Genomic DNA, 25,903 nt, shown 5'->3' on the forward strand with positions numbered 1-25,903 from the left:
GCGGGCAGTAGTAATCAGTGGAGAGAAAATGAAAAAACCATTTATGGTACTTTGCGCAGGCGCCATGCTGGCGCTGCTGGCAGGCTGTACGTCCAACTACGTGATGACCACCAAAAGCGGTCAGACGATTGTCACCCACGGCAAGCCGCAGCTGGATAAAGACACCGGGATGACCAGCTATATCGATGAGTCAGGTAATAAGCGGGAAATTAACAGCAGCGATGTCTCGCAGCTGGTTGAAGATAATTAAGTCCTGACCTCCCGGTTTGCCCGCGATGGACAAACCGGGAGTCCTGACCGTTACTTCTTCAGCGTCGGCGCCGTACTGTGAATGGCATGCACGCGTTTACGCACACCAAACCAGCCAGCCACCAACAGCACCGCCAGCAGCGGAATTGATCCTATGGTGTAGGTACCATTCGGATAATCGAAGGCCATCAGCACCAGCACGCTGAACAGGAACAGCAGCGTCAGCCAGGAGGTGAACGGCGCTCCCGGCATTCTGAAGCTTACCTTTGCCGCTTTCCCTTCCTTGATCGCTTTGCGCAGACGCATCTGACACACCACGATAAAGCCCCACGAAGCAATGATCCCCAGCGACGCGACGTTAAGTACGATCTCAAACACTTGCGACGGCACCAGATAGTTGAGGAAAACCCCGACTACATATACCCCCAGCGTCGCCAGGATCCCGGCGTAAGGCACATGATGACGGCTCATCTTCGACATAAATTTCGGCGCGGAGCCCCCCATCGACATCGAGCGCAGAATACGCCCGGTGCTGTAGAGACCCGAGTTGAGGCTGGAGAGGGCGGCGGTTAACACCACGATGTTCATCACGCTGCCGATATAAGGTACGCCCAGTTTTGAGAAGAAGGTGACGAATGGGCTTTGTCCGGCCTGGTAGGCGTTCCACGGCAGAAGCAGCACCAGCAGTACCACCGAACCGACATAGAACAGGCCGATACGCCAGATCACGCTGTTGATGGCCTTCGGCACCATTGTCTCCGGATCCTTACACTCGCCGGCCGCGGTCCCTACCAGCTCAATGGAGGCGAAGGCGAAGACCACGCCCTGCACCAGCACCAGCGCCGGCAGGAGGCCGTGCGGGAAGAAGCCGCCGTTATCGGTGATCAGATGGAAACCGGTGGCATTGCCGTCCAGTGGCTTACCGGAGCCGAGGAAAATGGTGCCGACCACGAGGAAAGCGACAATCGCCAGCACCTTAACCAGCGCGAACCAGAACTCCATTTCGGCGAACCACTTCACACCGATCATATTCATGGTGCCGACGATCGCCAGCGCGCCGAGGGCGAAGACCCACTGCGGCACATCGCCAAACGCGCCCCAGTAGTGCATATACAGCGCCACGGCGGTGATATCGACAATCCCGGTCATCGCCCAGTTAACGAAGTACATCCAGCCGGCCACGTAAGCGGCTTTTTCACCGAGGAATTCCCGGGCATAAGAGACGAAGCTGCCGCTCGAGGGGCGGTGGAGAACCAGTTCGCCGAGGGCGCGAAGAATAAAGAAGGAGAAGATGCCGCAGACCAGATAGACCAGGGCAAGTGCTGGCCCTGCCATTTGTAAACGTGCCCCGGCGCCGAGGAACAAACCGGTACCGATGGCGCCGCCGATGGCGATCATCTGTACCTGACGGTTGCCCATCGCTTTGTGATAACCCGCTTCATGTGAGTTAAGCCAGTGGCGTTTTGCAGCATGATGCTCCGCTGCATTTTCGTGTTTCGTATTCATTGATGTATCAGTTTCCTGTCAATGCCCATGTTTGCAGCCGGAATGGAGGACGGCTGGCACATTATGCTGGCTTTCTCATCATTCTGACGTAGGAGATAAGCTCAGACATGGCGCTGAATCCTACACGTAACCTAATAGTTACGCACCTAAAACATTTACCGATAGCATTTGACAGATTTATCAATGAGATCAGCGTCGCAGAGTTTCCAGTAACAGCGTGAAAGCGCTGGTATGCTGGCGCCGGCTGGGGTAATAGAGATGGTAGCCGGGGAAGGCGGGGGTCCACTCCGCCAGCACCCGCACCAGCCGGCCGCTGGCTAAGGCCTCCGCCACGCTGTCATCCGGAACGTAGGCCAGTCCGAGGCCCGCTTCCGCCGCGTCGATGCGCTGCGGCAGGCTGTTGAGGATCAGCTGTCCCTCCACCCGCACCTGAATCTCCCGTCCATCGCGGGCAAATTCCCAGGCGTAAAGTCCCCCTCGTGTCGGCAGGCGCAGATTGATGCAGCGATGTTGGGCAAGATCCCAGGGCGTTTGCGGCGTACCGGCCCGCTGCAGATAGGCCGGCGAACCCACCACCGCCATCCGCATATCCGGGGCGATGCGCACGGCAATCATATCTTTTGCCACCTGTTCGCCGAGACGCACCCCGGCGTCGAAGCGGTCACCCACGATATCCGTGAGCCCATTATCAACAGTGATTTCGATGTTAATATCAGGATATTGCAGCATAAATGGCTTTAGCGCTGGCCAGAGTACCGCGCTGGCGGCATGCTCCCCGGCGGTGATGCGCAGGTTGCCCGCCGGGCGCTCTCGGGTGTTGCGCAGGGCGGCCAGGGCCTGCTCCATCTCTTCCAGATGCGGACCGAGGCGCTGAATCAGTCGCTCGCCCGCTTCGGTCGGCACCACGCTGCGGGTGGTGCGGGTCAGCAGCCGCACATCGAGCCGCGCTTCAAGATGGCGCATAGCATGGCTGAGCGCCGATTGCGACACGCCAAGCTGGGCCGCCGCGCGGGTAAAGCTGCGCTCACGCGCTACCACCATGAAGGAGAGCAGATCGTTTACGTTCTCTTTTAGCATAATCTTTCCGGATTGATGAATACCGCTCACAGGTACGCAGAGTGTAAGCCCGGCCTGGGGATTCTGCCAGCCTGATGGCCGAACACAGTGGAGCATAATGGTTATGGCGGGTGTTTTATTCATCTGCGCAGGGCAGGTATTGTAATAGGCCAAAAAACGCCAGCGCCAGGCGAATCGACATTCACTGGCGCGGCATGACCGAAGGGCATCGCCAACGCGAATCTGACAGCCAGGGAGAAACAGAGATGAACATCAACGTGGTCGGCACCAGCGGCTCAGGCAAATCCACTTTGGCCCGGCACCTGGCGCTCAGGTTGGGGCTGCCGTGGATCGAGCTCGATCGCCTGTACTGGCGGCCGAACTGGCAGGGCGCACCGGATGAGGCATTTTTCGCCGCCATTGCCGCCGCGACGGCCACGCCGGGCTGGGTGCTGGATGGCAATTACAATCGCAGCCGCAGCGTTAAATGGCGTGCGGTGGATATGGTGATCTGGGTAGATTATGGTTTCTGGCGCACGCTCCGCCAGGCGGTAGGGCGGGCGGCGAGCCGGGCGTGGCGACATCAGGAGCTGTGGCCGGGCACGGGCAACTGCGAGAGCTTTCGCCGTTCGTTCTGCAGCCGGGAATCCATTATCCTCTGGACGCTGAAGACCTGGCGGCAGCATCGTCGACGCTATCTGGCCGATATGCAGGATCCGCAATATCGCCATATTCGCTTCGTCCGGGTACGCAATCCCCGGCAGGCTGAGGCGCTGCTCCGTGAGCTGGAAGCGCAGCGTTCAGGCGGGCATATCTAATTTTCAGCAGTACACATGTGAATTAATTGTTTCTCAATGGTTAGCAGAGATTTTAATAATGCAGGCACGTACTTTCACATGAGCCTGCGAAATGTCTTATCGAATCAGTATCCTGGATAAAAGTCCGCTTGCCGCAGGGGAAACCGCTGCGCAGGCGCTGGCGCGTACATTAACGCTGGCGCAACACGCCGAAGCCTGGGGTTACCACCGCTTCTGGGTCGCCGAACACCACAATACCGATCAGCTGGCGAGCCCCTCGCCGGAGCTGGTTATCGCCTGGCTGCTGGGCCACACCCGGCGCATTCGCCTCGGATCCGGCGGCGTCATGCTCCAGCACTACAGCCCCTATAAGGTCGCGGAAAACTTTAACCTGCTGGCCGCCCTCGCGCCGGGTCGTATCGATCTCGGGGTGGGCAAGGCGCCTGGCGGCCTGCCGCTTTCCACCCGCGCCCTGCAGCAGGGCCTGCATCAGGAGGAGAAAGGCACCTTTGCCGATCAGCTGGCGCAGCTGGATAACTGGCTGTCACTGACTGAGCCAGGGGGAGAGGAGAGCCTGCGCGCCACGCCGATCCCGCCGCGCCGGGCCGACGGTTTCCTGCTCGGCGCCAGCCTGGAGAGTGCGGAACTGGCCGCCCGTCTTGACTGGAACTTTGTCTTTGCCGCCCATCTCAATGGCGACAGCGCGCTGCGCCGTTCCGTGTTCAACCGCTGGCGTGAGCTCAGCCCGCGTGAGGCGATCGTCGCCGTGCAGGTGGTGGTGGCTGACGATCCGGCCACCGCCGCCGCGCTGGCGCAGCAGGTCGAGGTGTGGGGCGTCGAGCTGGAGAACGGCCAGCGAGTGACCGTCGGCAGTGAGGCGCAGGCCGTCGCCTTTGCCCGCCAGGCCGGCAGCCGACCGACGCGCATTGCCCGCCGCGAATCCTCACTGATCTCCGGTACTCCCGAACAGGTTAAAGCCCGGCTTGACGCGCTGCAGGCGGAAGATCAGCTGGATGAACTCATCATTGATACCCCTATTAGCGACGGGCCAGCGCGCCTGCACTCCCTGCGCCTGCTGGCGCAGGTTCACTACGGCAAGGAGGTGCTGAATGTCCTTTGAACAACAACTGATTAGCTGGCGGCGCGAGCTGCACCAGAACCCGGAGCTCTCCCTGCAGGAGGTGGCCACCACCGCGCGGATCCGCGACTGGCTGCTGAGCGGTGGGCTAACCCTGCTGCCCTACGATCTGAAAACCGGGCTGGTCGCCGAAGTCGGCAGCGGCGACAAGGTGATTGCTCTGCGGGCGGACATTGACGCGTTGCCCATTGAGGAGGCGACCGGTCTGCCTTACCGCTCGCAAAATGAAGGGGTGATGCATGCCTGCGGCCATGATATTCACACCAGCGTGATGCTGGGGGCGGCGCTGCTGCTGAAGGAGCGGGAAGCGGAACTCCCGGGGCGGGTGCGGATCCTGTTTCAGCCGGCGGAGGAAAATTTTGGCGGGGCGAAAACCCTGATCCGCGCCGGGGCGCTGGAGGACGTGTCGGCGATCTTTGGTATGCACAATGAGCCCGGCCTGCCGGTGGGGGAATTTGCCACCCGCGGCGGCGCGTTCTACGCCAACGTCGACCGCTTCGTCTTCAAAGTGACCGGGAAGGGGGCGCATGCCGCGCGCCCACATGAAGGCAAGGATGCGATCCTGCTGGCCAGCCAGCTGGTGACAGTGCTGCAGAGCGTGGCCAGCCGGGAAGTGAACACCCTCGACTCGGTGGTGCTCAGCGTGACGCGGATCCAGGGAGGCAATACCTGGAACGTGCTGCCGGAGAGCGTCGAGCTGGAAGGGACGCTGCGCACCCACAGCAGTGACGTGCAGCAACGGGTCAAGGCCCGGGTCAGCGAGATCGCCGCCGGTTTCGCCAGCGCCTTTGGCGCACAGATTGATGTCTTCTGGTATGCCGGCCCAACGGCACTGGTCAACGACGCCCGCTGGGCCGACTTCGCCAGCGACGTGGCGGCCCAGACCGGGTACCGCACCCATCACGCCGATCTGCATCTCGGCGGCGAAGATTTTGCGGTCTATCTTCAGCATATTCCCGGGGCGTTCGTCAGCATCGGCAGCGCCAGCGAATATGGTCTGCACCATCCGGCATTTAATCCGGACGAACGTCTTATTGCGCCCGCAGCACACTATTTCGCCCAGCTGGCGGAACAGGCATTACAACATATTTAATGGATGACAGGGGAAGGGGGAGCTATGTCTGGAAATCGACAATTGCGTCTGGGAACGATATTACATGGCGCATCGGGAAATATGTCCGCCTGGCGTCATCCGGCGGCGCAGGCGGACGCCAGTATTAATTTTGACTTCGTCACCCAGACGGCGTTAAAAGCGGAAGCGGGGAAGCTGGATTTTATTTTTGTCGCCGACGGTTTATATATCAATGAAAAATCTATTCCCCATTTTTTAAATCGCTTCGAACCCTTAACGGTACTTTCCGCACTGGCCGCAGTCACCCGGCGTCTGGGGCTGGTGGGGACGTTATCGACGTCGTACAGCGAGCCGTTTACTACCGCTCGCCAGTTCGCCAGCCTCGACCATTTAAGCCAGGGACGGGCGGGATGGAATGTCGTCACTTCGCCGCTGGAAGGATCGGCGAAAAATTTCTCCCGCGCCCAACATCCGAATCATGCGCTGCGCTATCGCATTGCCGATGAGTATCTGCAGGTGGTGAAAGGCTTATGGGATTCGTGGGAAGAAGACGCCTTTGTGCGCAATAAGGAGACTGGCCAGTTCTTTGATAAAAATAAACTGCATACGCTCGATCACCACGGCGATTTCTTTAAAGTCGTCGGGCCGCTGAATATTGCCCGCACGCCGCAGGGCCGACCGATTATTTTCCAGGCCGGCGCGTCGGACGACGGCAAAAAATTAGCCGCACGCCACGCCGATGCCATTTTTACCCATCAGGACTCGCTGGCCGAGGCGCAGGCATTTTATCAGGATGTCAAAAGCCAACTCGCCGCATATCAGCGCACCCCGGATCAACTGCATATCTTCCAGGGCGTCAGCGTCATCGTCGGAGATGACGCTGAGGACGCGGAGCGGCAGTATCAGACCACCGCGGCGCTGGTCTCCATCGAGGATGCGCTGAATTATCTCGGGCGCTATTTTGAACACCACGATTTCTCGCAGTATCCGCTTGATGAACCGTTCCCGGATATTGGCGACCTGGGACAGAACAGCTTCCGCAGCACCACCGACGAGATTAAACGTCACGCCCGCGAGCGAGGATTAACCCTGCGCCAGGTGGCCCTGGAGGCAGCCAGCCCGCGTCCGCGCTTTACCGGCACCGCCAGCGATGTCGCCGATGGCCTGCAACTGTGGTTCGAACAGCATGCGGCGGACGGCTTCATTATCCAGGGCGGCACGCCGGAAACCTTCCCGCGCTTTGTGGATGAGGTGGTTCCGCTGCTTCAGGCGCGCGGACTGTTCCGACGCGACTATCCGGGCACTACCCTGCGGGAAAGTCTGGGCCTGGCGCAACCCGCTAATCAATTCCAAAAATAATAAAAGAGAATCACGCTATGCAAAAAACAACACTCTTGCTGGCCGTCGCGTTGGCATTTAGCGCCTCGTCGTGGGCACAGGACGTCAAGATCAATGGCACCGGGGTGAGCCTGGAGGCCAACAAAACGCCGATTCACACAGCGAAAAATCCGCAGGCCATTGCCCTGTTGCCGAAAGATCTGCATCTGGCGGTGCCGGGGAAATTCACCGTCGCGGTAGCGGCCCTGAACTCACCGCCGCTGACGGTCTTCGCCGATGACAACAAAACCCTGCTCGGCAGCGAGACGGATATCGCCCGACTGGTGGCGGAGAGCCTCGGACTGGAAGTGAACGTGGTTCCTACTTCATGGGAAGACTGGCCGCTGGGCGTCACCTCCGGCAAATATGATGCCGCGATCAGCAATATTACCGTCACCAAAGAGCGTAAAGAGAAGTTTGATTTCGCTACCTACCGCAAAGACTCGCTGGGCTTCTACGTCAAAAGCACCAGTCCGCTGAGCAAAATTGACAAGGCGGAAGATATCGCCGGGCTGAAGATTATCGTCGGCTCCGGTACTAACCAGGAGGCGATCCTGCTGGCGTGGAACGCGGAGAACATCAAAAAAGGGCTGAAGCCGTTTACCCCGGTTTACACCAAGGATGATGCCGCCCAGACGTTGGCCCTGCAGACCGGGCGAGCCGACGCCTTTTTCGGCCCCAACGTGATTGGCGCGTGGAAGGCGGCGCTGACCGGCAAAACCAAACTGGTGGGCAGCGTCGACGGCGGCTGGCCGAAAGCGGCGCATATCGCGGTGACGCTGAAAAAAGACAGCGGGCTGGTGAATGCCGTCCAGGCGGCGCTGAACGGCGCTATCGCCAGCGGGGACTACGCCAAAGTGCTTAACCGCTGGGGCGAAGGGGTGGAGAGTATTCCGCAATCAGAAATCAACCCACCCGGACTGGGCGACTGACAGGAGGCGCGATGAGCGAAGCATTCCGTGATATTTCTCCGGAGGCTCCGGAGCTGCAGCCGATTCTTAGCGGGCTGTTTGCCGAATATGCCGCCCGCTACGGCGACTATTTTTCCCGCGATGCGGAAGTGGAGTTAAGTGAGTGGTATGTGCCACCGCAGGGGCTGTTTATCGTCCTTGAACGCGAGGGCGAAATTGTCGCCACCGGCGCCTATAAGCCGAAAGATCGCCACACCGCGGAGATCAAACGTATCTGGACGCACCGTCGTCTGCGCCAGCAGGGGCTGGCGGCGAAGGTGGTCCAGGAGCTGGAGCGGCGGGCGGTGCTGGCCGGGTACAGCCATATCTACCTGACCACCGGCTTCCGTCAGCCGGAGGCGGTAAAGCTCTATCTCAGCCAGGGGTATGAGGCGCAGTTTGACCTCACGCGAGACCCGGAAGAGTACAGTCAGCCGCCGTACGATGGCCGGCTGCGGTTCACTAAAGCGCTGGCGGTGAGCGCCTACAGCCACAGCGCCTGAGGAGGCATGATGCATTCATCTGAAACGATCAAAGTGGTGCCGGCGCGCTATCCGCTGCGGGTGGTCGGGGCGCTGGTGGCCTTGCTGGTGCTGGCGGTGGTGATCCAGTCGGTGGCCTTTAACCCGCGCTGGGAGTGGGGCGTCTTCGCCCGCTGGTTCTTCGACCCGGTGATCCTCGAGGGGCTGGGTCAAACCCTGCTCCTGACCCTGCTCGGCACGGTGCTGAGCGTGATCTTCGGCGGCCTGCTGGCGCTGGCCCGCTTATCCTCATCGTGGCTGCTCAGCAGCCTCGCCTGGGGCTATATCTGGCTGTTTCGCTCGCTGCCGCTGATTGTAGTGCTGATTATTCTGTACAACTTTTCCTATCTCTACGACACCCTGTCGCTGGGGATCCCGTTTACCGGCGTCACCTGGGCCAGCTATCAGACCATTAACGTGCTGGGGCAATTCTCCACGGCGGTGGTGGGCCTGACGCTGGTGCAGAGCGCCTATACCGCGGAGATCATTCGCGGCGGCTTTTTGGGGGTCGACCATGGGCAGTATGAAGCCGCTGCCGCGCTGGGGCTTCCCGCCTGGCGACGTACGCTGCGCATTATTCTGCCGCAGGCGCTGCGCACCATCCTGCCTTCCGGCTTCAATGAGATCATCAGTCTGGCCAAGGGAACGGCGATGGTGTACGTCCTGGCGATGCCGGAGCTGTTCTACACCATCCAGATGATCTACAACCGTACCCAGGAGGTGATCCCGCTGTTGATGGTCGGCGCCGCCTGGTATCTGGCGATCACCAGCGTCCTCTCCGCCATTCAGTATCTGGTGGAACGCGCCCTGGCGCGCAGCGAGCGCCGCTCGGCGGTAAACAGCGCCCGCAGCAGTCGTCTGAATCAACCCGCACGTCAACCACAGCCGCAGGAGGCCGTTCATGCCCAGCTCTCATAATGGCCATATCTCTATCACCGGGGTCAGCAAATACTATGGCCGCCACAAGGCGCTGGACGATGTGTCGCTGGAGATCCCCCCGGGCACGGTGACGGTGATCCTCGGCCCTTCCGGCTCGGGCAAGTCCACGCTGCTGCGCACTATCAATCACCTCGAACGTGTCGATGAGGGATTTATTCAGATTGACGGCGACTATATCGGTTATCGCCGCAAAGGCGACAAGCTGTATGAGATGAAAGAGAAGGAGATCCTCCGCCAACGGATCAACGTCGGCTACGTGTTCCAGAACTTTAACCTGTTTCCGCACCTGACGGTGCTGGAGAACCTGATAGAAGCGCCGATCGCCCACAAGCAGGTCACGCGCAAAGAGGCCATTGCCCGTGCCTGGGAACTGCTGGACGTCGTCGGACTGCGCAATAAAGCCGACGCCTGGTCGCGGCATCTCTCCGGCGGGCAGCAGCAGCGTATCGCCATTGCCCGGGCGCTGGCGCTGGACCCGCGGGTGATCCTGTTTGATGAACCCACCTCGGCGCTGGATCCCGAGCTGGTGGGCGAGGTGCTGGATGTGATTAAAAAGCTGGCGCGCTCCGGCACTACCCTGGTGGTGGTGACCCACGAGATTGGCTTTGCCCGCGAGGTGGCCGACCAGGTGGTGTTTATGGTCGACGGCAGGATCGTCGAGCAGGGCAGCAGCGACGAGGTGCTCAACCATCCGCAGCATCCGCGCACCCGACAGTTTTTATCCAGGGTGCTGCCGTCATGAAAAGAGCGCTAATGACCCTTTTTCTCAGCGCGTTTGTCATGAGCGCTCACGCGGCGCTGGATCTGCGCGCCAATGAGCAGCCATTGCCGGTCACCCGTGACCCGCAGGCGATAGCGAAAATCCCGCCGGGCTATCGCTTCGTGGAGCCGGGGACGCTGACGGTGGCGATCTCGGCGCTCAATTCGCCGCCGCTGGCGCTGCTGGCCAGCGACAACCGCACGCGGATCGGCAGCGACCCGGATATAGCCCGCCTGCTGGCCGGAAGCCTTGGCCTGAAGCTCAGGCTGGTGCCCACCGCGTGGGAGGACTGGCCGCTGGGCATCGCCTCCGGCCGCTACGATGTGGCGCTGATCAATATCGCGGTGACCGAGAAGCGCAAAGAGAAGTTCGATTTTGCCACTTACCGGGTGGACTCCCTGGCCTTTTCGGTGAAATCCACCAGCGACATCGCCGCGGTAAACGGACCCGCCGACCTCGCCGGGCGCAAAGTGATCGTCGGGTCCGGCACCAATCAGGAGCGGATCCTGCTGGGCTGGAACGAGGACAACCGCGCCGCCGGACGGCCGCAGGCCCAGCCGGTCTACCTGACCGATGATGCCTCCGGCAACCTCTATATCCAGTCCGGGCGGGCGGATATCTTTTTCGGCCCGCAGTCGGTGGCAGCCTATAAAGCGGCGCTTAACGGCCAGACCCGGGTGGTGGGCCTGGGGCCGAAAAAAGCGTGGGTGGCGACAACCACCAAAAAAGGCAACGGTCTGGTCTATGCCCTGCAGGCGGCCCTCGACGGGGCGATTGCCCGCGGTGAATATCAGCAGGTGCTGGCGCGCTGGGGAGAACAGGGCGAAGCGGTGACGCAGTCGGTGGTTAACCCGCCGGGGATAACCTACTAAAAAACCGCTGTTTCGCCGGAGTACGACGCGAAACAGCGGAGGCGAATGCTCGCCAGGGTCTTCAATCAAACGGTGCGCGGAGTGAGCGTCAAGCGATCCAGAGGCCCAACGATAAACAGATAGGAGAACAGGCCCAGCACGCCCATGGAACCGACGTAGAGGATGGCGTAATCAAAGGAGTGGGTATTGGCGAGGATCACCCCGATGACCAGCGGGGTAATGATGCTAGCCAGGTTGCCACACATATTGAACACGCCGCCGGCAATACCGAGCATCTCTTTTGGCGAGGTGTCGCTCAGCACGCACCAGCCGAGGTTTCCGAAACCTTTGGCAAAGAACGCCAGGCTCATGGCGGCGATCACCACCACTTCCGAGGCGGTGTAGTTGGCGACGACAATGACGCAGGAGAGCAGCATGCCGCAGATCACCGGGAGCTTACGGGCGGTGGTCAGACTGTAGCCGCGTTTCAGCAGCCAGTCCGAAAATACGCCGCCCAGCAGGCCGCCGATAAAGCCGGCTATGGCCGGGATACTGGCGACAAACCCGACCTTGAGGATTGACATGCCTTTGGCCTGGTAGAGGTAAGTCGGAAACCAGGTGAGGAAAAACCAGGTAATCGAAGTGACGCAAAACTGGCCGATATATACCCCGATCATCATGCGATTGACGCAAACGCTTTTAATCTGCGCGAGAGTTAATTTTTGCGGTGTTTTTTGGCTACCTAATTCCGGTACGCCGCCGCCTTCACGAATATAATCGAGCTCCTGTGGGTTAATTTTAGGATGATGTGCAGGATCTTTCACTTTTACCAGCCAGAATATCCCCAGCACCACCCCGATAGCGCCAATATAATAAAAGACATAGTGCCAGCTTAAATTATGCAGAATGATGGTCATCAGCGGCGTAATAATGCCCAGCGAAATATACTGCGCGGCCTGATAGACCGAGGTGACAAATCCACGCTCTTTATTGGGAAACCACTGGACGCTCAGGCGACTGTTGGCCGGAAAGGCGGGCGCTTCAATGGCGCCCATCATCAGACGCAGGATCACCAGCACCACCAGCGGACTGGCAAACAGATAAATAGTGCCCTGAAACATAGTGACGACCGACCAGCCAATCAGCGCGCAGCCGTAGACCAACCGCGAACCATATTTATCCAGCAGCCAGCCACCGGGGATTTGCATAATGACGTAGGAAATACCAAACACCGAAAAGGCCAGGCCCATTGCCTCTGGGTTAAAACCTAACTCTTTACTCATCATCGGCGCGACAACGGACAAGGTGGCCCGGTCAGCATAATTAAATACGGTCGCGAGAAATAAAAAAACTAATATACCGTAACGCACGTTGCTGCGTTTTAGTTGCTGTTGCATGTTATTCAACTCCTTTGCAGGGTTGTGAAGACACATCATCCTCCATGCCAGCCTTGATGCTGGCTGCAGGATTTCGTGTATTGCGAGTACAGCGGGTCAGAGGTTTATCCCCGGTGGCGTTGCGCTTACCGGGGCTACGGTTCCTCAGTGGTCTGCGGATCCGTAGCCCGGATAAGGCGTTGGCGTCATTATCCTGGGAACGTGATTACGGGCGTTTTCCAAACTCGCAGCTTTGCTGGGTCCAGCGGCGGGCCTGCTCGCTGAGGGTGAAGCCCAGACCATGGCGTTCGGAAATCCACATCCGCCCATCGCGCAGTTCTAATTGTTCATTGAACAGTGGATTCAGCCACTCGAAATGCTCCAGCCATGGCTCCAGCGGGTAGGCGGCGGCGAGATGCAGGTGTACTTCCATTGCAAAGTGCGGGGCCAGCTTGCGACCGTGCTTCGCGGCCAGATCCATTATTTTCAGGAACGGGGAGATCCCGCCGACGCGCGGGGCGTCCGGTTGCACAAAGTCGCTGGCGTTGCCGAGGATCAATTGCTCATGTTCGCGGAAGCTGGTCAGCATCTCGCCGGTGGCAATCGGCGTATCCAGCGCGGCGGCCAGCTGCGCGTGTCCTTCAACGTCATAAGCATCCAGCGGCTCCTCAATCCAGATCAGATTGAACGGCTCCATTTTGCGCCCCATGCGGATGGCGGTTTCGCGATCCCACTGCTGGTTGGCATCGACCATCAGCGGGAAGTCATCGCCCAGCACTTCACGCACCGCCGTCAGACGACGGATATCCTCGGCAGTATTAGGCTGACCGACTTTTAGTTTAATCCCGCCGATGCCGTTTTCACGGGAGATAGCCACGTTTTTCAACACCTGATCCAGGGGGGTATGCAGGAAGCCGCCGGAAGTGTTGTAGCACTGCACGGAATCGCGATGTGAACCCAGCAGTTTCGCCAGCGGTAGACCGGCGCGTTTGGCTTTCATATCCCACAGGGCAATATCGATAGGGGAGATAGCTTGTACCGCCATTCCGCTCCGGCCGACGGAAGCCCCAGCCCACAGCAGTTTGGTGTAGATCTTGTCGATGTCGTTCGGATCTTCGCCAAGCAGATTATCGGCTATCTCTTTGGCGTGAGCGTAAATGCCCTGGCCGCCCGCACGTTTCGAGTAGCTAAAGCCGACGCCGGTGAATCCATCCCGGGAGTGAATTTCCGCGATGATAATCGCCACTTCGGTCAGCGGTTTTTGGCGACCGGTCAGCACTTTGGCATCGCTGACGGGGGTGGCCAGCGGCAGAAAAGCCAGCGACAGTTTAACGTGGTCAATGCGGTCGCCGGTTTCTGCGGCGGTTTTGACGCCGAAAGCTTTGGCGTAGGTTACGGACTCGGAATTGGCGCTTGAGGTCATAGTGGTGTCCTTTTTGATAATAAAATGATTGCGCTATCATTTGTAATGGTGAAATGCTTTTGTCGCTACGCTAGTGGTTTTAATTTGTACAAACGATCACAATTAGCCGTTATAAAGGCGAAAACTTTGCCGTGCAGGTCACAATCCAAAACAGTTTGTGAAATGTGACAAGTTAAAATGATAGCGATAACATTTTGAGTTGCAGGTCATTGATTCTGTTAGGGGAGAAGCGGCGGGCGCTGGCAATTGCGTGGGGCATCATCAATAATGCCCACAGGAAACGACTTAACACAGGGGCTTAGCCGTGAAAAGCAAAAAACCGACGCGGGCGCCGACGCTGGAGGATGTGGCTCGCAGCGCCGGGTTGTCGCCGATGACGGTCAGTCGGGCGTTGAATGCGCCCCAGCTGGTCAGGCCAAAAACGGTAGAGAAAGTGATGCAGGCGGTGCAAGCGACGGGCTATATCCCCAATGCGCTGGCCGGCGGACTTGCCTCCAGGCGCAGCAAGCTGGTGGCGGTCGTGGTGCCGCAGATCAACAACAATATGTTTGTCGATACTATCCAGGCGCTAAGCGATACTCTGGCGGCGCGCGGCTACCATATGCTGCTGTGCGTAGCAGGCTATGACCGACAGACCGAAGCCGAGCTGGTCTCCACCTTACTGTCAAGGCGCCCCGATGGCGTGGTGTTAACCGGCATCCAGCATGCGCCGCTGTTAAAGAAAACGATTCTTAACGCCGCCACGCCGGTGGTGGAAATCTGGGATCTCACCCCGACGCCGCTGGATATGCTGGTCGGTTTTTCCCATGAAAAAGTTGGCGAAACCATTGGCGAGTATGTGCTGGAGAAAGGCTATCGGCGTCCGGGTCTGCTGTGGGCGGGCGATGCGCGCGCGATGTTGCGTAAGCAGGGGCTCTGTGCCCGACTGGCTAAAAAAGGGCTGGACCATGCGCCTCAGGTTGAAGTGCCGCTTCCGGCGTCGCTGGCGCTGGGACGAAGCGGTATGGCTGAGCTGCTGGCCGCCGGCGAGTTTGATGTGATCATCTGCAGCTCAGATACCCTCGCCCAGGGGGCGATTATGGAAGCCGAAAGCCGGGGGCTACGCGTACCGCAGGATCTGGCGGTGATCGGTTTTGGCGATCTGGATTTCGCCGCCAGCAATCGTCCGGCCATCACTACCGTCAGCGTCGACCGCCATGCCATCGGCGAACGGGCCGCTACGTTGCTGGCCGACCGTATCGAAGGGGGAGAAGAAAGCGGGGTGATTATAGATATCGGCTTTCAGCTGGTGGCGCGGGAATCGGCGTAGGCCTGCTTTTTCAGGGTGCGGTATGCCGGGTGGGTGAGCGGCGGTTTTCTGCCTACACTTAGGCTTTACCCTGGAGGCAGACCATGATAACCGTTTATGGCGTGCCGGGATGGGGCTCGACGATTAGCGAGCTGATGCTCTCCCTGGCCGATATTCCCTACGAGGTGGTTGATGTGGAGGGCTTTGACCAGCCCGGCCCGACGCGCGAGCGTCTGCGGCAGATTAACCCACTGTGCCAGGTGCCCACCCTGCAGCTGGCCGACGGCAGCATCATGACCGAAAGCGCCGCTATCGCGCTGATGATCCTCGACCAGCGTCCCGATCTGGCCCCCGCGCCGGGGACGCCGCAGCGTCCGCAGTTTCAGCGTCTGCTGATCTGGCTGGTGGCCAACGTCTATCCCACCTTTACCTATGCTGATTACCCGGAACGCTGGGCGCCCGCCGCGGCGGAGCAGCTGGTGGAGAATTGTCGCCAGTACCGGAAAAATCTCTATCTCTGGTTCGAACAGCAGCTGGCCGCCGGGCCGTGGGCGCTGGGCGCGTCGATCACCCTCCTGGATTGTTATATCGCGGCGATGTACCGCTGGGGGCCGCGGCAGGCGTGGTTTGACGACCACACGCCAAAATTCGCCGCCGTCGCCCGGGCGGTCTGTCAGCGACCGGAGCTGGCCGCGGCGCTGCGCCGTAACAAGCTGATTTAACGCACGCGATGCCAACCATAACGGCCATTCTGTGGTAGCGTTATGGCTCTGACCACAAGGAGTTTTTGTTATGCCGCATGTTGATATTAAATGCTTTCCCCGTGAGTTGACTGACGAACAGAAAACCGCGCTGGCCGCCGACATCACTGACGTACTGATCCGCCATCTGAACAGCAAAGAGAGCGCCGTCAGCGTCGCGCTCACTCAGGTTGAGCCGGAGGCGTGGCAGGCGGTGTGGGACAGTGAGATCGCCCCGCAGATGGCGCAGTTGATTAAGCAGCCGGGTTATAGCATGTAACCCGACACCCGGAGGCGATGCTGCGCATTTGTCCAACGGCAAGGGGCTTTGCGCCGCCTCCGGCAGGTGTTTCTTTGGCGAAGTGCTGATTGATGAATTTTGTTATGGGTGAATTTTTTAAAATGTACCGGGTACATAAACTCCTTGATTAGTGTACCCGGTACATGTATGTTATTTGGTAAGTCGTCAGGACATCAGGGAATGAGATGTTGACTTTTATTGAACTACAAGGTTTCAGTAAGCGACGCCAGGTGCTGTTGCAGGATGATGAATTTCGGGCCTTTCAGGAAATCCTTATAAACGATCCCGAGGCTGGGGACACAATTTCGGGAACCGGTGGTTTTCGTAAAATTCGCTGGAGTCGTCCCGGGATGGGGAAGCGCGGCGGTGTACGAGTGATTTACTATAATGTAACGAAAAAGGGAAGAATTTACCTGGCGCCCATCTATCCTAAAAATGAACAGGATGAGTTAAATCAGGAGCAAAAAAAGATGTTGAGACAAGTGGCTGATTTAATAAACTAGCATATAAACATAAAGTAAGGCTGAGCTATTAATGATGGAAAAGTCGATAGCGCCAGAGAGCCAACTGAGGTGTATATGAAAGACGAATTGTTTGCCGATCTGCTGGCGAGTGCAGAAGAAATGGTCAGGATCGAGAAAGGTGAACAAATGCCGAAGGAGCAGCACGTTCATACCTTCAGCGAAATTGACGTGAAAGCGATACGTGAAGCCACAGGTTTAAAACAGCAGGACTTTGCAGCGGCCGTTGGCGTTAGCTACGAGTTGGTTAAAAGCTGGGAAACGAAACGACGTCACCCAACCGGTGCAGCCAGAAAGCTGCTTTTATTGCTTCAGGGTAATCCATTGATTATCAACTTGTTGAAGGTTGTTTGAAAGGTTATTCTTCGCAAGGAAAATGGCAGAGTTTGCCCTCTTTCGTAACCGGGGCCTTTAAAAAGGAGTGCATTACGTATGGAAACCAATGATTCTATTTTGGAAGAAATCAATAAATACAGCGCTCATATTGATAGGTTTAGAGCGCGAGCAAACACTCATGGTATCTGGTTGTTTATTGCTACCCTTGGATGCTGGGGGGTAACTGAACCCAGTATTCGGATATTAGCATTCGTTATGCTTTTCTTTATTTTTTTGTTTCTACAACACGGTAGCTTTCCAGGTGAAAAGCGAACGTTTAAAAAGATTCACGATGATATAAAAAATAAAATAGTTGATAATTTAACACCAGAACAACAGCAAGAAAGGTTTCACGATCTTCTCATCGTTGAGAAAAAACGAAAGTCACTTGTTGGAATTATAAAAACAACCTTTATCTTTTTAGCCTGTTATGGTTTTTATTTTATGAGTTTATATTACTTCATACAGCACTGGCATAGTGACAAATTAACAGCGTGTATTTAAATCAACCCGTCCTGGCATTTGAGCCGGACGGGCCGTTTGATTAAAACCAAATCTCCGTCTGCACGCCGAAGTTCCATGTCCCGCCGGCGGTAAAGCCTTTGCTGCCGAAATCGTCATTTATCGCGTAGCGATCCAGCGCTTTATCCCAGTTCATCCAGGTGGCAAAGAAGCGGATTTCCGGCCGCGCTTTGATATCCAGCACATCACCCACTTTAAAGGTGGGGGCGAAGGTCAGCTTGTAGAAATCACCGCGCACCGCCTGATACTGATAAACGTTGTCATTATAGCGATAGCTGCGCCCGTTCGGATTGAGATCCATATACTGCCACGAGGCCTCATACAGCAGGGCGAAGTGAGCGGAGATCCCCTGTGATACCCGCAGGTTAAACGTCGCCCAGTCGTAGCGGTCGCCGTCGCGATAGCGGTCTTCGCTGTGCTGGGCTATCACCGACGGCGCCAGCTGCCAGTTTTTCCCCAACGGCAGGATGCCATACGACGCAAAGCGCAGGGAGGCCGCGTTCTCGGTCAGATCGCCATCGCTCCCCGGCTGACGCGCTTCGGCGCCCAGCCCGACGCCGTACTGCAGGGCGCTTTCAGACACCCCCGGCGCCAGGCCGTAGAACTGCTGTTTGTCGTGCAGAGCCAGCATCGCGTAGTAGCCGTTTTTGGCGGTGTTGTCGCTGCGCAGGGCATAGCTCCCGGTGGTCGAGGTATTATCTTTCAGGTCATCGTTGCCCTGGGCGGTCATCACCGTGGTCATCAGCTGCCAGTTGCCGTAAAAATGGTTGGCGGTGAACAGCAGATTCTGGATGTCATTATCCGCGTAATTATCGCTGCCAAGGTCGCCGAAGTTACGTGCATACACCGAATAGTCGCCGCGCAGGCCGCTTCCCCAGTCGACATCATTGATCCCGCCGCCGGTACCGCCGAGGAACATAATGTCGCTATCGGTAAAGTGGATATCGAAGTTATCCCGATCGAAGCGCTTACCGGCCCAAATTGAGGCGCGTTTTAACGGACCGGTGAATTCGGCAAAGTTACCCATTTCGACGTACAGCTGACGAATGTTCAGATGGTGACTGTCGTTATCCTGAACCCACGGATCCGGGTTGGTGGCCCCGTCGGCGAGCATGGTCTTAAAGCGCGCCCATGAGCCATCGTTGAAGGTGAGCTTTTTGCCAAAGCTCAGCTCAGCGTAATTATCTTTTTCGTTACCGAGACGACCGACATGGGCATCGCCGTTGAGTGAGCTGGCCGGGGAGACGCCTGGCCCGCCGCGGGCGCCTTTGCCATGGCTGTTGACTAACATCCCGGAACGGGCATAGGCGTTAAAGGTAAAGCCATCGTCCGGGGCGCGCTTCGCCAGCTGTTCGCTCAGCTGCCGATTGGTGGCCTGCTGTTTTTGTTCGCGAGCCGTGGTCTGCTGGCTAAGCGCCTGCACCTGCTGCTCCGCCGCTGCGGCGCGCTGTTCGGCGGCGGCAGTTTGCTGTTCTGCCCGCTGCGCGCGGCGGCTGGCCTCGCTGGCCTGCTGTTCAGCGAGATTGAGGCGCGCTTCCAGCTGCGCCAGCCGTTGCTCCACGCTCAACCCGGCGGCGCTGACGCTGATGAGCGGAAAAAGGGCGCAGCAAACCGCTGCGCTAATCACAGAGATACGCATAAAAGTCCTTAATTTATCCAGAGGTTAAATCAGCGGGGGCGCCTTACATGGCGGGGGATTCTCCGGTGGTCGGGGCCGGGGCTGGCGAGGCGCCGCGTCCGGCATCAAGGTCGGCACGAATCTGCTCATACTGATCGTCGAGGCGGTAGAAGCGGCCCATCCACAGCATCGAGGCGAGGATCAATAGCGCCGGAATGTACAGATAGCAGGCCTTGATGGCCAACAGGGCGCTGTCGCTCTGCGTGTGGTTGGCGATATAACCGCTGGAGGAGAGCAGTACGCCGGTGATAGCCCCGGCGCCAGCCATCGCCACCTTGCCGAGAAAGCCGTTTATCGAGGTCAGGATCCCTGCGGTATTAATCCCGGTTTTCCACACGCCGTAATCCACCGGGTCGGCCTGCATCGAGAAATAGATAGCCGTGCGCTGACCGGCGCCGAGGGAGAGGATCACCGCCCCGACGATCAGTCCCAGAACGTGGGCGCCAGACACCATCATAATCCCCATCCCAAGCAGATTGACCGCGCTGGCCACCAGATAGACATGACGTTTTTTCATGCGTCGGGCCAGCAGCGGGACGGTGAGGGTGCCGAGCAGGGGAACGAAGGTGGAGATCCCGGCGATAACCGCCGTCAGCTCGGTATTCCCGACGTAATAATGGAAGAAGTACACCAGGGCCCCGGTCTGAAAGAAAAAGGCACCCCACATCAGAAAGATATTGCTGGCGAAGACCCACCATGGACGATTGGCGCGCAGACTAATCCAGGCGCGTTTCAGGGTCATGCGCTCCCCGGTAAGGGTGATCTTTTCTTCGACGTTGCGAAAGCTCACCAGCAGGAAAAAGGCCGCCAGTACGCCAAAAACCACCGCGGTATAGAGGAACCCCTGCTGCTGGTTGCCCTTGCCCAGCGCACCGACCAGCGGCAGCGTAGCCACGGCGACGATGGTGGCGCCAAGGGAGCCCAGCAAAATGCGCACCGCCGACAGCGTGGTGCGCTCTGCGGAATCACTGGTTAAAAATGGCAGCATGGCGCAGAACGGAATATTCACCAGGGTGTAGAGGAACGACAGACACAGATAGGTGATAAAGGCGTACAGCAGTTTGCCGGTAGTGCCGAAATCCGGCACATAGAAGGCCAGAATACACAGCAGACCAAAAGGCAGGGCGCCGATCAGCAGCCAGGGACGGCAGCGCCCCCAGCGGGTGGCGGTATTATCGATCACCAGCCCCATCAGCACGTCAGCCACGCCGTCTACCAGCCGGGTGACCAGGAACATCAGGCCGACATAATAGGCCGGGAGGCCCATCACGTCGGTGTAAAAGAACATCAGATACAGAGAGATCATCTGCCACACAAGGTTGCAGGAGAGATCGGCAATGCCATAGCCAAGGCGCTGCCGCCACAGGGTAAACGTTGTTTCTGCCATAAATCACTCACTTATCGTTGTTGTTAAAGTCCATACTGGCGAATAAACCAGGCCGGGGTACAGCTCCACGCATGGCAGTAACTGTTGATAAGCTTACTGCCATAGGGGGAAAAGTCAGGATGGTGTGGGTCGAAAATTTCCCAGAAGGTGTCGGCGCCGTAGGCGACCATCGCTCCCCAGTAGGCTTTGATCTCCGCCACCGCCTCCTCGCGCAGGCCGGACTGCAGCAGGGCGACAATATGATGATGGCGCAGGTACGGGGTGTTCATGGCAATGGCCGGCGGCTGTTGCTGCAGGCGGCGCATCAGCGCCTGACGCTGCTCGGCGGTGCCAACCTCCGCCAGCACCAGCCAGATCTGCGACGCCCACGAGACTTGGCGCGCGGCGCCGCTGATAAACACCTGCCGCTCGCTATCCCACAGGTGGCGGAGGGCGGCCTCTTTCAGCTGCGCGAGCGTAGCGGTGTAGTCGGCTACCCGCTGCGGTTCAAAACGCTGCGCCAGCCAGAGGGCGCGCTGCAGGCAGTAGATAAGCACCCCCTGCGCCGACGCCTGTTTATTCAGCTCTGCCTGCCAGTCGATAAATACCCACCAGTCATCGCTGTCGCGCACCAGACCCTGGGGATCGCAGCGGGTGAGCGCCAGCTCGATTTGCCGTCGCGCCGTGGGCCACAGTTCACGGGCGGTGTCCGTGTCGCCAGTGCTTTGCAGGTGGTTATAGAGCACGTCGACAAAAAACAATGAATAATCAAACAGAAAGGTGTCATCGGCGCGCACCTCTGGCTGAACAAAGACATTGGCGGAAACCATGCCATCTTCCCGGGTATGGCCGGCAAAGAGATACAGGCAGCGGCGAACCAGATCGTGGTGGCCGAAGGTGACGTCGTTCACCTGCGCCTGCAGGCGCAGGTCCCCCAGCCACAGCCGCCGGTCGCGTTTCGGCCCATCTTCAAACACCTCCTGCATGCAGTTTTTCAGGGTACGAACGGCAACGTCATCAATGGCTTTCAGCTGCGGATCGGCGATGACCGCTAGCTGCGGGCTGCCGGCAGAGGTGACGGTTTCCAGAGCGATCTCATCGAACTGCAGACGAAACTTGCGCGACAGCGCTTTGACCTCCACCTTCAGGTAGCGCAGGCAATAGCGACGTGGCAGAGCGACCCGGGCGGGCAGGACGTCAAGCCACAGATCCTGCTGCTGCAACCAGCTGCTGCTCAGCCATCCCTGGTATTCGCTGAACGGCTCACAGACTTCGCTCAGCGTCTCGCCGAAGGTGAAGTGCAGATGGGCCGGGGCATCGGGGGGGCTGCCGACGCTGCGGCAGCTGAACTGCAGGTAGCCAACAAAATGGCTGCCAAAATCAATAATGATGCTGTCGCCGACGTTGAGCGGTTGCTGATAAAACTGCTCCGGCGTGCAGACGGTATGCCCCCGCCAGCCGTTCAGCGCTCCTGGTTCAGCGACGGCCTCGACGATGGCCTGCGGCGTCTGGCGCAGGCGTTGCAGCGCGGGCGTCAGGTCGGCCGCACGCTGTAAAAAGCGCGGATGACGGATCATCGCCACGCTGGAATTGTATTGAATTGCTTGTGACATACTGCGTCCTCTCCGTTAGGTTAGGCGCAGCATAGGCCGTCGTCCGGCGCGGCTACCACTCTGGCAATGCCAAACCGTCAGTGAAAATGGCAGGAATAATGAGGTGTGGGCGCTGGCGATCACAAATCCGCACATCGGGCGCGTGCCGAGGGCCGGAATAGATTATCGTGCCCCTGCGCCATAGGTTGTTCAGGATTTGCTGTAATGATGACACTGACCGTTGAGTATTATTTCACCCATCCCCAGGATAAGCTCGGCATGTACGCCAGTGACCCGGAGGATAATAGCCAGGAGCATGGCCATGAATTTGCCGAACTGGTGATCGTCGAGGAGGGGCATGGGTTACACGTTATTAATGGCCGCCCGCTGTATATCCAGCAGGGCGACGTATTTTACGTCCAGCCTGGCGATGTGCATTATTATGATGAGCTGGGGACGCTGAAGCTGATTAATGTCTTAATTAATCCGGCGGTGGCCTTTGGCTATTTACAGCAGATGGAGGGATTGCTGCAACAATTATCCGCGCAGCGCGCCGCCTGCTATGGCTGGCTGGCGCCGGAGACCCGCAGCTATTGCCGAGAACTGGTGGAGAAGATATTTTCCCCGGCGCTGAGAGCGGCGGATAATACCCCACTACGGGAGTCTCTCTTTTTCCAGCTGGTGACCACCATTCTCACTGCTGAGTCGGAAGCCGAATATAGCAGTACCCGCTATAAACTGCATAAATTACTCACCTGGCTGCAGGAGCACTGTTTCGAAGAACATAACTGGCAGCAGCTGGCGGAGCAATTTCATCTCACCACCCGTACCGCGTTTCGCCATATTAAAGAGGCCACCGGATTAACCCCGGATAATTATCTGAAACGTCTGCGGCTGGTCTCCGCGCGGGTCAAATTACGCGAAACGGAGATGACCATTACCGAAGTGGCTTATCTGTGCGGCTTCGCCAACAGCAACCACTTTACCACCCTGTATAAAAAAGTCTTTGGCCTTACGCCCAGCGCCGATCGCCGCCGCCCGCTGGGTTAAAAGGGGGGCCGCAGGCCGGGCAGGGGGAAAACCTGCCGCCCGCGGCAAGTGACGCTTATTCGTCAAGGGAGTTTGCCCGCACATGACGGCCGCTGGCGACAAAATTGCCGGTGCCAAGATGATGCAGGGTATTGAGCTTATCGTCGTCAAACTGCCAGCGTCCGGTGACGAACGCGCGCTCGTCGGCGGCGGCAGAGACCACCTCTCCGAACAGGGTATCGTACTGGGTCTGGGCCGCCGTCGCCGGCAGCAACCGGCACTCCATCCATGCCAGACACTTCTCCTCGATCAGCGGCAGCCCCAGTTCCGGACCGGTTACTACCGGAATCCCCCAGGCATTGAATTTGTCCTCATCGCGGCCGCTGACGCTGCCGACGGCGTAGGTCCAGCTGGCGGCTGCGACGCCGGGAACCACAATGCCGAAGGTGCCGTTGCGCTCGATGATCTCCCGCGTCCAGGTGCTTTTATCCACCACGATAGCCACCCGCGGCGGGGCGAATTCCACCGGCATTGACCAGGCGGCGGCCATAACGTTGCGCCGGTCGGACGCGGCATCGTAGCTGGTGATCAAAATGGTTGGGCCGTGGTTGAGCAGGCGGCTGGCGTACTGCAGTTCAACGTGGCGAAAGCGGCTCATAGGCGTTCCTTGAATAATGGGTCGGTTGGCAGATAACACGTTAAGCCGCAATGAAAATGTAATCAATACGTCATCTCGTCTGACTATAGTCGCCAGCACTAAGTCCCAAAGAGGATCACAATATGTTGGCTCCCCTGATGTTATCCCAGGTGAGCGTGCCCCGTCGGATGTCGACCGGTCTGGTACAGATGCTGACGGCGCTGGCGCTGATGCAGCGCCGCACGCGCGGTTAACGACAAGCGCACAAAAAAGACGGTCGGCGCGGAAAAATAGGCTATAAATGTCGGACACCAACAGCTGGAGGCCTTGATGAGTCCCTTTTTACGCGCCTATTTTTCCCGTCTGGGCTGGACGGGTGAGCCTGATGTATCCATTGATACCCTGCGGGAACTGCATCTGCAGCATAACAGCGCCATCCCCTTTGAAAACCTCGACGTTCTGCTGCCGCGTGAGATCCACCTTGACGATCGGGCGCTGGAAGAGAAGCTGATCGCCGCCCGCCGCGGGGGGTATTGTTTTGAACAAAATGGCCTGCTGGAGCGCGCGCTGCGTGAGATAGGCTTTAACGTCCGCAGCCTGCTGGGCCGCGTGGTGCTGGCCAACCCGCCGCAGATGCCGCCGCGTACGCACCGTCTGTTGCTGGTGGAAGTGGCGGGGGAGCGCTGGATCGCCGACGTCGGCTTCGGCGGCCAGACGCTGACCGCGCCGATCAAACTGCTGGCCGATATCCCGCAGCAAACGCCGCACGGTAGCTATCGTCTGGTGCATGAAGGGGATGAGTGGACGCTGCAGTTCAACCATCACGAACACTGGCAGTCGATGTACCATTTCGATTTAGGCCGCCAGTATGCGTCTGATTATGTGATGGGCAACTTCTGGTCGGCGCACTGGCCGCAGTCCCACTTCCGTCACCATCTGCTGATGTGTCGTCATCTGCCGGACGGCGGCAAAATGACCCTCACCAACTTCCACTTTACCCACTGGGAGAATAACCACGTGGTGGAGAAGGTTGATTTTGCCGATGTTTCTGCGCTGTATGAAGGGCTGCAGACCCGCTTCGGCCTGGGGGTGGACGATCCTAAACATGGCTTCAGCGAAGCGGCACTGGCGACGGTGATGGCGGCGTTCGATACCCATCCGGAAGCCGGGAAGTAAATTTCCTCATGCCCGGCGGCGCTGCGCTTGCGCGGGCCTACGGGGTATGAGCCTGTGAGAGGGCCCTGTAGGCCGGGTAAGGCGTAGCCGCCACCCGGCGAAATTACAGGTACCGTGCCTGATATCTTGCCCGGCGGCGCTGCGCTTGCGCGGGCCTGCGAGGTATGAGCCTGTGAGAGGACCCTGTAGGCCGGGCAAGGCGTAGCCGCCACCCGGCGAAATTACAGGTACCGTGCCTGATATCTTGCCCGGCTGCGCTGCGCTTGCGCGGGCCTGCGAGGTATGAGCCTGTGAGAGGACCCTGTAGGCCGGGCAAGGCGTAGCCGCCACCCGGTGAAATTACAGGTACCGTGCCTGATATCTTGCCCGGCGGCGCTGCGCTTACGCGGGCCTGCGAGGTATGAGCCAGTAAGAGGACCCTGTAGGCCGGGTAAGGCGACAGCCGCCACCCGGCGAAATTACAGGTACCGTGCCTGATATCTTGCCCGGCGGCGCTGCGCCTGCGCGGGCCTGCGAGGTATGAGCCTGTGAGAGGCTCATGTAGGCCGGGTAAGGCGACAGCCGCCACCCGGCATAAAGTCTGGAGCCAGGTACGATAAATACCCGGACTTGGCGCGAAGGCCTCGTCCGGGCTATCGGTAAGGATGAATGGTAAACGCCGCC

At 58.7% G+C, this 25,903-nt stretch carries 24 protein-coding genes and 1 pseudogene; 17 read left to right on the forward strand and 8 right to left on the reverse strand.

Features of this window, described 5'->3' with window-relative positions:
• Nucleotides 1–28 precede the first annotated feature (28 nt).
• On the forward strand, nucleotides 29–250 hold the full coding sequence (locus LGL98_RS11460; RefSeq protein ID WP_136032701.1) for a YgdI/YgdR family lipoprotein: 222 nt from the start codon (nucleotides 29–31) through the stop codon (nucleotides 248–250).
• Nucleotides 251–300: 50 nt separating this feature from the next.
• Here LGL98_RS11460 and ansP read toward each other — a convergent pair whose 3' ends face one another.
• Both ansP and LGL98_RS11470 read right to left on the reverse strand, forming a co-directional pair.
• The gene (gene ansP / locus LGL98_RS11465; RefSeq protein WP_136032703.1) at nucleotides 301–1,755 is read right to left on the reverse strand and encodes an L-asparagine permease; all 1,455 of its coding nucleotides are present in this window, start codon (nucleotides 1,753–1,755) and stop codon (nucleotides 301–303) included.
• A 189-nt stretch (nucleotides 1,756–1,944) separates the two neighbouring features.
• On the reverse strand, nucleotides 1,945–2,832 hold the full coding sequence (locus LGL98_RS11470; protein WP_136032704.1) for a LysR family transcriptional regulator: 888 nt from the start codon (nucleotides 2,830–2,832) through the stop codon (nucleotides 1,945–1,947).
• 245 nt (nucleotides 2,833–3,077) lie between these two features.
• On the opposite strand from LGL98_RS11470, the gene LGL98_RS11475 reads away from it, so the two are divergent.
• From LGL98_RS11475 to LGL98_RS11510, 8 genes and pseudogenes are all read left to right on the forward strand, one after another.
• The gene (locus tag LGL98_RS11475; RefSeq protein ID WP_136032875.1) at nucleotides 3,078–3,629 is read left to right on the forward strand and encodes a P-loop NTPase family protein; all 552 of its coding nucleotides are present in this window, start codon (nucleotides 3,078–3,080) and stop codon (nucleotides 3,627–3,629) included.
• Nucleotides 3,630–3,720: 91 nt separating this feature from the next.
• Nucleotides 3,721–4,728: an MsnO8 family LLM class oxidoreductase gene (locus LGL98_RS11480; RefSeq protein ID WP_136032706.1), complete on the forward strand. Its 1,008-nt coding sequence runs from the start codon at nucleotides 3,721–3,723 to the stop codon at nucleotides 4,726–4,728.
• Nucleotides 4,718–5,839, forward strand: a complete 1,122-nt coding sequence (locus LGL98_RS11485; RefSeq protein ID WP_136032708.1) for a M20 peptidase aminoacylase family protein — start codon at nucleotides 4,718–4,720, stop codon at nucleotides 5,837–5,839. Before LGL98_RS11480 ends, LGL98_RS11485 begins: the two co-directional genes overlap by 11 nt.
• Before the next feature lie 24 nt (nucleotides 5,840–5,863).
• A pseudogene (locus LGL98_RS11490) lies at nucleotides 5,864–8,127 on the forward strand (NtaA/DmoA family FMN-dependent monooxygenase).
• A gap of 11 nt (nucleotides 8,128–8,138) precedes the next feature.
• Entirely contained in the window at nucleotides 8,139–8,648 is a 510-nt protein-coding gene (locus tag LGL98_RS11495; RefSeq protein ID WP_136032713.1) for a GNAT family N-acetyltransferase, read from the forward strand.
• A gap of 9 nt (nucleotides 8,649–8,657) precedes the next feature.
• Entirely contained in the window at nucleotides 8,658–9,584 is a 927-nt protein-coding gene (locus LGL98_RS11500; RefSeq protein ID WP_008804709.1) for an amino acid ABC transporter permease, read from the forward strand.
• Nucleotides 9,568–10,347, forward strand: a complete 780-nt coding sequence (locus LGL98_RS11505) for an amino acid ABC transporter ATP-binding protein (protein WP_025712680.1) — start codon at nucleotides 9,568–9,570, stop codon at nucleotides 10,345–10,347. The genes LGL98_RS11500 and LGL98_RS11505 overlap by 17 nt, the downstream gene beginning before the upstream one ends.
• Before the next feature lie 38 nt (nucleotides 10,348–10,385).
• On the forward strand, nucleotides 10,386–11,237 hold the full coding sequence (locus LGL98_RS11510; RefSeq protein ID WP_168435346.1) for a transporter substrate-binding domain-containing protein: 852 nt from the start codon (nucleotides 10,386–10,388) through the stop codon (nucleotides 11,235–11,237).
• Between the two features lie 65 nt (nucleotides 11,238–11,302).
• On the opposite strand, the gene LGL98_RS11515 is transcribed toward LGL98_RS11510, so the two are convergent.
• Both LGL98_RS11515 and LGL98_RS11520 read right to left on the reverse strand, forming a co-directional pair.
• Entirely contained in the window at nucleotides 11,303–12,613 is a 1,311-nt protein-coding gene (locus tag LGL98_RS11515) for an MFS transporter (RefSeq protein ID WP_136032715.1), read from the reverse strand.
• A 205-nt stretch (nucleotides 12,614–12,818) separates the two neighbouring features.
• A complete protein-coding gene (locus LGL98_RS11520) occupies nucleotides 12,819–14,015 on the reverse strand; it encodes an L-talarate/galactarate dehydratase (RefSeq protein WP_136032717.1) in 1,197 nt (398 codons plus the stop codon).
• Nucleotides 14,016–14,319: 304 nt separating this feature from the next.
• Here LGL98_RS11520 and LGL98_RS11525 point away from each other — a divergent pair, with 304 nt between their 5' ends.
• From LGL98_RS11525 to LGL98_RS11550, 6 genes are all read left to right on the forward strand, one after another.
• Entirely contained in the window at nucleotides 14,320–15,324 is a 1,005-nt protein-coding gene (locus LGL98_RS11525) for a LacI family DNA-binding transcriptional regulator (RefSeq protein ID WP_136032719.1), read from the forward strand.
• A gap of 83 nt (nucleotides 15,325–15,407) precedes the next feature.
• The gene (locus LGL98_RS11530; protein ID WP_136032722.1) at nucleotides 15,408–16,025 is read left to right on the forward strand and encodes a glutathione S-transferase family protein; all 618 of its coding nucleotides are present in this window, start codon (nucleotides 15,408–15,410) and stop codon (nucleotides 16,023–16,025) included.
• A gap of 70 nt (nucleotides 16,026–16,095) precedes the next feature.
• Complete coding sequence (gene pptA, locus LGL98_RS11535) at nucleotides 16,096–16,323, forward strand: tautomerase PptA (RefSeq protein ID WP_136032724.1); 228 nt, start codon at nucleotides 16,096–16,098, stop codon at nucleotides 16,321–16,323.
• A 206-nt stretch (nucleotides 16,324–16,529) separates the two neighbouring features.
• Nucleotides 16,530–16,847 (forward strand): type II toxin-antitoxin system RelE/ParE family toxin, encoded by a 318-nt coding sequence (locus LGL98_RS11540; RefSeq protein WP_136032726.1) that lies wholly within the window; start codon nucleotides 16,530–16,532, stop codon nucleotides 16,845–16,847.
• A 75-nt stretch (nucleotides 16,848–16,922) separates the two neighbouring features.
• Nucleotides 16,923–17,219: a NadS family protein gene (gene nadS, locus LGL98_RS11545; RefSeq protein ID WP_004180116.1), complete on the forward strand. Its 297-nt coding sequence runs from the start codon at nucleotides 16,923–16,925 to the stop codon at nucleotides 17,217–17,219.
• A gap of 78 nt (nucleotides 17,220–17,297) precedes the next feature.
• Entirely contained in the window at nucleotides 17,298–17,744 is a 447-nt protein-coding gene (locus tag LGL98_RS11550) for a hypothetical protein (protein ID WP_136032728.1), read from the forward strand.
• Nucleotides 17,745–17,784: 40 nt separating this feature from the next.
• Here the strand turns inward: LGL98_RS11550 and LGL98_RS11555 are convergent, their stop codons facing one another.
• From LGL98_RS11555 to LGL98_RS11565, 3 genes are read right to left on the reverse strand one after another with little or no spacing between them, the layout of a single operon-like run.
• Nucleotides 17,785–19,401, reverse strand: a complete 1,617-nt coding sequence (locus LGL98_RS11555; protein ID WP_136032729.1) for a carbohydrate porin — start codon at nucleotides 19,399–19,401, stop codon at nucleotides 17,785–17,787.
• 43 nt (nucleotides 19,402–19,444) lie between these two features.
• On the reverse strand, nucleotides 19,445–20,827 hold the full coding sequence (locus LGL98_RS11560) for a glycoside-pentoside-hexuronide (GPH):cation symporter (RefSeq protein WP_136032731.1): 1,383 nt from the start codon (nucleotides 20,825–20,827) through the stop codon (nucleotides 19,445–19,447).
• 23 nt (nucleotides 20,828–20,850) lie between these two features.
• Nucleotides 20,851–22,419, reverse strand: coding sequence for an alpha-L-rhamnosidase-related protein (locus LGL98_RS11565; protein WP_136032733.1), 1,569 nt, complete (start codon nucleotides 22,417–22,419; stop codon nucleotides 20,851–20,853).
• A 204-nt stretch (nucleotides 22,420–22,623) separates the two neighbouring features.
• Between LGL98_RS11565 and LGL98_RS11570 the strand changes: the two genes are divergently transcribed.
• Nucleotides 22,624–23,448, forward strand: a complete 825-nt coding sequence (locus LGL98_RS11570; protein WP_136032735.1) for a helix-turn-helix domain-containing protein — start codon at nucleotides 22,624–22,626, stop codon at nucleotides 23,446–23,448.
• A 55-nt stretch (nucleotides 23,449–23,503) separates the two neighbouring features.
• On the opposite strand, the gene LGL98_RS11575 is transcribed toward LGL98_RS11570, so the two are convergent.
• Nucleotides 23,504–24,085, reverse strand: coding sequence for a flavin reductase family protein (locus LGL98_RS11575; protein ID WP_065811240.1), 582 nt, complete (start codon nucleotides 24,083–24,085; stop codon nucleotides 23,504–23,506).
• 309 nt (nucleotides 24,086–24,394) lie between these two features.
• On the opposite strand from LGL98_RS11575, the gene nhoA reads away from it, so the two are divergent.
• Entirely contained in the window at nucleotides 24,395–25,240 is an 846-nt protein-coding gene (gene nhoA / locus LGL98_RS11580) for an N-hydroxyarylamine O-acetyltransferase (RefSeq protein ID WP_136032737.1), read from the forward strand.
• Nucleotides 25,241–25,903: the final 663 nt, after the last annotated feature.

This window comes from Klebsiella africana, assembly GCF_020526085.1.
GTDB classification, from domain to species: domain Bacteria; phylum Pseudomonadota; class Gammaproteobacteria; order Enterobacterales; family Enterobacteriaceae; genus Klebsiella; species Klebsiella africana.

What these genes read in the sequence shown, in the direction of transcription:
- LGL98_RS11540 (WP_136032726.1), top strand. Translation starts at nt 16,530, where the DNA reads ATGTTGACTTTTATTGAACTACAAGGTTTCAGTAAGCGACGCCAGGTG.
- LGL98_RS11515 (WP_136032715.1), bottom strand. Translation starts at nt 12,613, where the DNA reads ATGCAACAGCAACTAAAACGCAGCAACGTGCGTTACGGTATATTAGTT.
- LGL98_RS11510 (WP_168435346.1), top strand. Translation starts at nt 10,386, where the DNA reads ATGAGCGCTCACGCGGCGCTGGATCTGCGCGCCAATGAGCAGCCATTG.
- LGL98_RS11575 (WP_065811240.1), bottom strand. Translation starts at nt 24,085, where the DNA reads ATGAGCCGCTTTCGCCACGTTGAACTGCAGTACGCCAGCCGCCTGCTC.
- LGL98_RS11470 (WP_136032704.1), bottom strand. Translation starts at nt 2,832, where the DNA reads ATGCTAAAAGAGAACGTAAACGATCTGCTCTCCTTCATGGTGGTAGCG.
- LGL98_RS11495 (WP_136032713.1), top strand. Translation starts at nt 8,139, where the DNA reads ATGAGCGAAGCATTCCGTGATATTTCTCCGGAGGCTCCGGAGCTGCAG.
- LGL98_RS11550 (WP_136032728.1), top strand. Translation starts at nt 17,298, where the DNA reads ATGGAAACCAATGATTCTATTTTGGAAGAAATCAATAAATACAGCGCT.
- LGL98_RS11570 (WP_136032735.1), top strand. Translation starts at nt 22,624, where the DNA reads ATGATGACACTGACCGTTGAGTATTATTTCACCCATCCCCAGGATAAG.
- LGL98_RS11485 (WP_136032708.1), top strand. Translation starts at nt 4,718, where the DNA reads ATGTCCTTTGAACAACAACTGATTAGCTGGCGGCGCGAGCTGCACCAG.
- nhoA (WP_136032737.1), top strand. Translation starts at nt 24,395, where the DNA reads ATGAGTCCCTTTTTACGCGCCTATTTTTCCCGTCTGGGCTGGACGGGT.
- LGL98_RS11565 (WP_136032733.1), bottom strand. Translation starts at nt 22,419, where the DNA reads ATGTCACAAGCAATTCAATACAATTCCAGCGTGGCGATGATCCGTCAT.
- pptA (WP_136032724.1), top strand. Translation starts at nt 16,096, where the DNA reads ATGCCGCATGTTGATATTAAATGCTTTCCCCGTGAGTTGACTGACGAA.
- LGL98_RS11560 (WP_136032731.1), bottom strand. Translation starts at nt 20,827, where the DNA reads ATGGCAGAAACAACGTTTACCCTGTGGCGGCAGCGCCTTGGCTATGGC.
- LGL98_RS11480 (WP_136032706.1), top strand. Translation starts at nt 3,721, where the DNA reads ATGTCTTATCGAATCAGTATCCTGGATAAAAGTCCGCTTGCCGCAGGG.
- nadS (WP_004180116.1), top strand. Translation starts at nt 16,923, where the DNA reads ATGAAAGACGAATTGTTTGCCGATCTGCTGGCGAGTGCAGAAGAAATG.
- ansP (WP_136032703.1), bottom strand. Translation starts at nt 1,755, where the DNA reads ATGAATACGAAACACGAAAATGCAGCGGAGCATCATGCTGCAAAACGC.
- LGL98_RS11460 (WP_136032701.1), top strand. Translation starts at nt 29, where the DNA reads ATGAAAAAACCATTTATGGTACTTTGCGCAGGCGCCATGCTGGCGCTG.
- LGL98_RS11555 (WP_136032729.1), bottom strand. Translation starts at nt 19,401, where the DNA reads ATGCGTATCTCTGTGATTAGCGCAGCGGTTTGCTGCGCCCTTTTTCCG.
- LGL98_RS11475 (WP_136032875.1), top strand. Translation starts at nt 3,078, where the DNA reads ATGAACATCAACGTGGTCGGCACCAGCGGCTCAGGCAAATCCACTTTG.
- LGL98_RS11500 (WP_008804709.1), top strand. Translation starts at nt 8,658, where the DNA reads ATGCATTCATCTGAAACGATCAAAGTGGTGCCGGCGCGCTATCCGCTG.
- LGL98_RS11530 (WP_136032722.1), top strand. Translation starts at nt 15,408, where the DNA reads ATGATAACCGTTTATGGCGTGCCGGGATGGGGCTCGACGATTAGCGAG.
- LGL98_RS11520 (WP_136032717.1), bottom strand. Translation starts at nt 14,015, where the DNA reads ATGACCTCAAGCGCCAATTCCGAGTCCGTAACCTACGCCAAAGCTTTC.
- LGL98_RS11505 (WP_025712680.1), top strand. Translation starts at nt 9,568, where the DNA reads ATGCCCAGCTCTCATAATGGCCATATCTCTATCACCGGGGTCAGCAAA.